This is a genomic window from Pseudomonas sp. Ag1, assembly GCF_000278565.1.
Classification (GTDB): domain Bacteria; phylum Pseudomonadota; class Gammaproteobacteria; order Pseudomonadales; family Pseudomonadaceae; genus Aquipseudomonas.
In genome coordinates, this window is sequence record NZ_AKVH01000055.1 from 21,368 (window position 1) to 27,368 (window position 6,001).

At 61.5% G+C, this 6,001-nt stretch carries 6 protein-coding genes; 1 reads left to right on the top strand and 5 read right to left on the bottom strand.

All coding sequences use genetic code 11. The annotated features are described in order from the left end of the window. Nucleotides 1-78: 78 nt before the first annotated feature. The gene (locus A462_RS29870; protein WP_003217591.1) at nt 79-456 is read left to right on the top strand and encodes a response regulator; all 378 of its coding nucleotides are present in this window, start codon (nt 79-81) and stop codon (nt 454-456) included. A gap of 30 nt (nt 457-486) precedes the next feature. Here A462_RS29870 and A462_RS29865 read toward each other — a convergent pair whose 3' ends face one another. From A462_RS29865 to A462_RS34765, 5 genes are all read right to left on the bottom strand, one after another. Continuing rightward, on the bottom strand, nt 487-2,157 hold the full coding sequence (locus tag A462_RS29865; protein ID WP_008431031.1) for a response regulator: 1,671 nt from the start codon (nt 2,155-2,157) through the stop codon (nt 487-489). Beyond that, a complete protein-coding gene (locus tag A462_RS29860) occupies nt 2,154-3,656 on the bottom strand; it encodes an ATPase domain-containing protein (RefSeq protein ID WP_023658825.1) in 1,503 nt (500 codons plus the stop codon). The genes A462_RS29865 and A462_RS29860 overlap by 4 nt, the downstream gene beginning before the upstream one ends. Nucleotides 3,657-3,767: 111 nt before the next feature. After that, on the bottom strand, nt 3,768-4,826 hold the full coding sequence (locus tag A462_RS29855; protein ID WP_008431033.1) for a tetratricopeptide repeat protein: 1,059 nt from the start codon (nt 4,824-4,826) through the stop codon (nt 3,768-3,770). 75 nt (nt 4,827-4,901) lie between these two features. After that, nucleotides 4,902-5,792, bottom strand: a complete 891-nt coding sequence (locus tag A462_RS29850) for a bestrophin family protein (RefSeq protein WP_008431036.1) — start codon at nt 5,790-5,792, stop codon at nt 4,902-4,904. After that, the coding region (locus tag A462_RS34765; protein WP_238544204.1) for a hypothetical protein at nt 5,789-6,001 on the bottom strand (213 nt) is incomplete at its 5' end. The genes A462_RS34765 and A462_RS29850, both read right to left, overlap by 4 nt.

The window sequence follows — 6,001 nt, forward strand, 5'->3', positions numbered from 1 at the left end:
AATCAATCGCAAATCCGACGCAACCTCTGCGTGACCCCATGGTCGTATCAGCAGCAATTGACCGGACAAAGGCTTCCCATGAGTGAAGATGCACAAGATGTTGTACTGATCGTCGAAGATGACGAATCGATTATGTTTGTGTTGGGCGAGTACCTGGCGGGCCTGGGGTATCGGGTGTTGAAGGCGATTGACGGTGAGCAGGCGTTTGAAATCCTGGCCACCAAGCCGCACCTGGACCTGATGGTGACCGACTACCGCCTGCCTGGCGGCATTTCCGGGGTGCAGATCGCCGAGCCTGCGATCAAGCTGCGACCGGAATTGAAAGTGATCTTCATCAGCGGTTACCCGCAGGAGATTCTCGACTGCAACAGCCCGATCACGCGCAATGCGCCGATCCTGGCCAAACCGTTTGACCTGGATACGTTGCAGGAACATATCCAGCGGCTGTTGGCTTAACGTCTTGAGAAGAGGGAGCACACTCCCTCTTCAAGCCTTGATCATCTCCCTCACCTTTGCCGTCAACAGATCAAAGGTGAACGGCTTGGTGATCATCTGCATGCCCGGGTCCAGAAAACCGCCCCGTACAGCCGCATGCTCTGCATAGCCGGTAATAAACAACACCTTCAACTCGGGCCGCACCTGCCGGCCGATCTCCGCCAGTTGCCGGCCGTTCATGCCGGGCAGGCCAACGTCGCTGATCAGCAGGTCAATGCGCTGGCTGGACTCGATGATCGGCATGGCACTGTCGGCATCACCGGCTTCGACGAAGGCATAGCCCAGTTCACTCAGCACGGCGCTGACCAGCACCCGCACGGCCGGGTCGTCCTCGACGATCAGCACGGTCTCGCCGGCATTGGCGAACGGCAGCAATGCCGGGTTGAGCGGTTCATCTGCAATGACCTCGCCGACATACCTCGGCAGGAACAGGCTGACGGTGGTGCCTTGGCCCACCACACTGTGGATCGACACATGCCCGTGGGATTGGCGCGCAAACCCGTAGATCATCGACAACCCCAGCCCGGTGCCCTGGCCGATGGGTTTGGTGGTGAAGAACGGGTCAAATGCACGGCTGATCACGCTCTCGGGCATGCCGCAGCCGGTGTCGCTGACGCTCAGTTCCACATAGTCGCCAGGGGTGAGGGTGCCGTAGGCTGCGGTAAACACACTGTCCAAGTGGCGGTTGGTGGTTTCCACCACCAGTTTGCCGCCGTTGGGCATCGCATCCCGGGCATTGATGGCGAGGTTGAGCAGGGCGCTTTCCAGCTGGTTGGGGTCGGCTTCGGCGGTCCAGAGTTGCTCGGTCAGGCGGATATCCAGGGCAATACTTTCATTCAGGCTGCGTTGCAGCAGCTCACCCATGGAGCTCACCAGCTGATTGATCTGCACCGGTTTCGAATCCAGCGACTGGCGCCGGGAGAAGGCCAGCAGGCGGTGGGTCAGGGCTGCTGCGCGGTTGGCCGACGTGACACCCAGGTCGATCAGGCTGTCGAGGTCTTCGGTGCGGCCCCGAGCCACGCGCCTGCGCAGCAGTTCCAGGCTGCCGATGATGCCGGTCAGCATGTTGTTGAAGTCATGGGCGATGCCGCCGGTCAATTGGCCGACGGCTTCCATTTTCTGTGACTGGCGCAACGCTTCTTCGTTATTGCGCAGCTGCGCCGTGCGTTCTTCCACCTGTTGCTCAAGGGTTTCCAGGGTGCTTTGCAGGCGCTGTTCGCTCTGGCTCAGGTCGATCAGCCGGTCGCGGGCCTCGTATTGCCGACGACGTCCGCGCAGCGCCGTGGTCACGAGGCTGATCAGGGTGATCGGGTGGAACGGGCGCTCCAGGAACGTCACGTTGCCCAGCAAGGTGCTCAGGTGCGACGAGCCATTCTGTTCGCTGCCGCCGTGGTGCGTCATCAGCACAATCGGCAGGTCTGACCACGCCGGTTGTTGATGCAGGTGCGTGAGCAGCGGTTCCAGGTCGATACCGCGCAGGGCTTCGGCAGCAATGACCAGCAAGCCGGCACCGTGCTCCAGCTCCTCGCAGAGCATCTGCAAATGGCTGGCGATGATGCCGTTGAAACCAGCCTCATTGAGCATCATCAACGCCAGGGAGCTGTCGCGACCCAGGGGCGCCAGAATGATCGCCCGTTCGAAAATGGCCGGCAGGCCACTCATGAACTTTCATCCTTGAGCAGCGGGTTGTCGGTGCCCATGTAGGTCGGTACGCCGCGCAATACACCCTGGAACGCATCAAGCGGTTCGCCGATGGTCATGCCACGACTGCCGATGCGGTATTCGCGAATGGTCGATTCGTGGCTGCCGGTGCGTTTCTTGATGATCGAAATAGCGCGCCGCACCTTGCCCAGCGCTTCGAAGTAACGCAGCAGGATCACGGTGTCGGCCAGATAGGTAATGTCCACCGGCGCCTGCATGTCCCCCACCAGCCCGTGCTGGGCGACGGTCATGAAGGTCGCGGCGCCACGGCGGTTGAGGTACAGCAGCAGTTCGTGCATGTGCAGGATCAACGCGTTCTCTTCCGGCATCGCGGCCTGATAGCCATTGACGCTGTCGATCACCACGGTCTTGATCCCGCGTTCGTCCACACAGCGGCGCACCCGATGGGAGAACTCGCCGGGGGACAACTCGGCGGCGTCCACCTGTTCGATCAGCAGGTTGCCGGTGCCTTGCAGGGCCTCCAGGTCGATGCCCATGTTCTTCATGCGCTCGAACAGCAGGCCCAGCTCTTCGTCAAAAATGAACAGCGCGGCTTTTTCGCCCCGGGAGACGGCTGCCGCGGCAAAGATCATCGAGATCAGCGATTTGCCGGTACCGGCCGGGCCCAGGATCAAGGTGCTGGAACCGGTCTCGATCCCGCCGCCCAACAGGGCGTCCATCTCGCGGATGCCGCTGGTGAGGGTCTGGCGGTTGTAGCCGCCACGGTGCTCGGCTGCCACCAGGCGCGGGAACACATGTACGCCGTCTTCCATGATGGTGAAGTCGTGAAAACCGCCACGGTACTTCTGCCCACGGTACTTCACGATCCGCACGCGGCGGCGCTCGGCACCGTAGTTGGGGGTCAGTTCTTCCAGGCGAATCACACCGTGGGCCACGCTGTGTACGGTCTTGTCGAGGGACTCGGTGGTCAGGTCGTCCAGCAGCAGCACGGTGGCGTCGTAGCGCACGAAGTAGTGCTTGATCGCCAGGATCTGCCGGCGATAGCGCAGGGAGCTTTGCGCCAGCAGGCGGATTTCCGAAAGGCTGTCGATCACGACGCGGGTAGGTTTGACCCGTTCCACCACTTCGAAGATCTGCCGGGTGGCTTCGCCCAGCTCAAGGTCCGAGGAATACAGGAGGCTTTGCTGGTGCTCGGCATTGAGCAGGCTTTCGGGGGGAGTCAGTTCAAAGATGTGAATGTGTTCGTCCAAGTCCCAACCATGGGACTTGGCACCCTGGCGCAACTCGCGCTCGGTTTCCGACAGGGTGATGTACAGCGATCGTTCGCCGTTTTTTGCGCCGGCCTGGAGGAAATGCAGGGCCACGGTGGTTTTACCGGTGCCGGGTTCACCTTCCAGCAGGAACAAATGGCTACGGGAAAGCCCTCCGGCAAGAATGTCGTCCAGACCTTCAATACCGGTGGCCGCCTTTGCTGTGAACAGCTCTTTGGATGTAGACAAGAAGTGCCCTCGGGTCACAAATAAGTAGTCGGCAGCGCCGTCTGGGGCGCGCCATATTTACTTGACCTTGGCGCCGTGTGGCGGTTCAACGTTTTGTATCAAATACCGCTTTTACAGGCCCTGTTGCAGCGCCGGGTCGTCCGGATTCTGCTGTTCAAGCTGTGCCAGCAGCACCTGCACATTCTGCAACTGGCCGGTTTCCTTCCAGTAATTGACCAGCAGCACCCTGGCTTTGCGATTGGCCGGGTTGCGCTGGATGATTTCTTCCAGCTGGCGCTGGGCGGCCTCCAGTTCCTGCTGGGCGTGCAGGGTGGTGGCCAGGTCGTAGCGGTAATCCTGGTTGTTCGGTTCGAGCTCCACCGCTCGGGACAGGCTGAGCAGGGCAAAGGCGCGCTCGCCATGGTGCAGCAGCCACATGCCCAGGGCATGTTGCAGGTAGGCCGAATCGGGGTGGGCCTGCAACTGTTTGGCCAGGAGTTGGCGGGACTCGTCGACCTTGCCCTGCTTGTCCAGCAGTTCAATTTGCGCGACCACGGCTTGCAGGTTGTCCGGTTGCAGGCGCATCGCCTGCTCCAGGGCGTTTTGTGCGTCGGGCAGCAACGCGCTGTGAATGTACAGGCGTGCCAGCTGGATCCAGCCTTCGGGGCTTTCGGGTTGGCCCTTGAGCAGCTTCACGTATTCGTCGAGCACTTGCTGCAACGGGCCGAAGTACAGGCCCAGGGTATCCGGGGACAGCCCGAGCAAGGCATTGGCCGCGGCAAACCTGACGCTTTGCTCGGGGTCATCCAGCAGTGGCCCGAGCAACAGCGTGCGCTGGCCGCTGGGCACCAGGCCGACAATGCTGTGAATCGCCGCCTCGCGCACCATTGGCGCGTCGTTGGCCAGATCCTTGTCCGCCAGCTTCAGGGCCTGGGGGCTGGGGTAGTTGGGGAGTTCGACATGCAGGGCGGCGCGGCGCACGTCGGAGAGGTCCGGGCGGCTCAACTGTTGATACAGCACCCGGGCAGCGCCGGGTTCACCGTTGTGCGCCTGTTTCAAGGCCTTGGCGTAACCATGGGCGATGGCCGGGGGCACCACCACCGGCGTGGTGCGGGTGAAATACCAGGTGATCAGCACAATAAACAACAGGGCGCACAGGCCGACGATGGAGTAACGGCGTGACTTTGACATGCAGGCGTCCGAAAGCTGGGCAGCTAGTGCAAAGCCATCAGCTTCGGTCAGGTTATCGCGAGTGTCAAACCCTCATCACGTCAGCACGAACTCAATCGGCTCAAGGGCCGGCGGCAGCGTGGTTTCGCCGAGGGCGGCGAGAATCTCGCGCTCCAGGGTGCGCACGATGGCGTTGCAGGGCAGGTCGTTTTCGTCGAAGCCGAACGGGTCTTCGAGGTCGTCGCCGATTTCGTCCAGGCCGAAGAAGGTGTAGCTGACGATGGCGGTGAACACCGGGGTCAGCCAGCCCAGCGGCTCGGCCATGGCGAAGGGCAGCAGGATACAGAACAGGTAGATGGTGCGGTGCAGCAGCAAGGTGTAGGGGAAGGGCAGCGGGGTGTGTTTGATCCGCTCGCAGGAGGCCTGGACCTGGCTCAGGCCGTACAGCCGGGTTTCCAGTTGGGTGTAGCGCCAGTCGCTGATGTGGCCCTGTTCGGCGAGGTTCGAGCAGCGGGCGCCGAGGTCTTGCAGGATGCTGTCGGGCAGGTTCGGGTGGCCGGGTTCTGGGTTGGCCCACGGTTTGATCGCCTGGCTTTCGTCTTCCAGGCGCAGGCGGGCGATCAGGCCATGGGCGAAACCGCACAGGCTGCGCAGGACGTGTTTGCGTTCGGCAGGGTTGAGGACCTGGGTTTCGCGGATCAGTGAGCGGATCTCGATGATCATCTGGCCCAGTTGTTTGCGGCCTTCCCACCAGCGGTCGTAGCAGGCGTTGTTGCGAAAGCTCATGAAGATGGACAGTGACAGCCCCAGCAGTGTGAAGGGTGTGGCGTTGACCTTGGAAAAGTAGGCCGGGTGCAGGGTTTCTACCAGCACGATGACTGAGGCCAGAAGGGTGACCAGCAGGCTGCGCAGCGCAATGCGTTTGGCGATCGAGCCCTTGAGGAAGAACAGGATGCCGAGCAGGTTGGGTTTGGGACGGACGATCATGGGCGGGCTTCTTGGGTGGCGCAGGCTGTCAGGTTAGAAGCATGTTTGCGTTGCGTCCAATTGCTTGGGCTGACTGGGTGATTGGTGGGGTCTATCGGGATTGAGTAAATATCCGTTTTTTCGGTGACCAGAGCGAAAGCAGATCTGCTTTTCTGTGGGAGCGGGCTTGCTCGCGAAAAACCTGAGGGCGCCGCGTTCATCCAGAATGC

Excerpts from the sequence above, each read along its gene's own strand:
- A462_RS29850 (WP_008431036.1), bottom strand. The coding sequence starts at position 5,792 with ATGATCGTCCGTCCCAAACCCAACCTGCTCGGCATCCTGTTCTTCCTC.
- A462_RS29865 (WP_008431031.1), bottom strand. The coding sequence starts at position 2,157 with ATGAGTGGCCTGCCGGCCATTTTCGAACGGGCGATCATTCTGGCGCCC.
- A462_RS29855 (WP_008431033.1), bottom strand. The coding sequence starts at position 4,826 with ATGTCAAAGTCACGCCGTTACTCCATCGTCGGCCTGTGCGCCCTGTTG.
- A462_RS29870 (WP_003217591.1), top strand. The coding sequence starts at position 79 with ATGAGTGAAGATGCACAAGATGTTGTACTGATCGTCGAAGATGACGAA.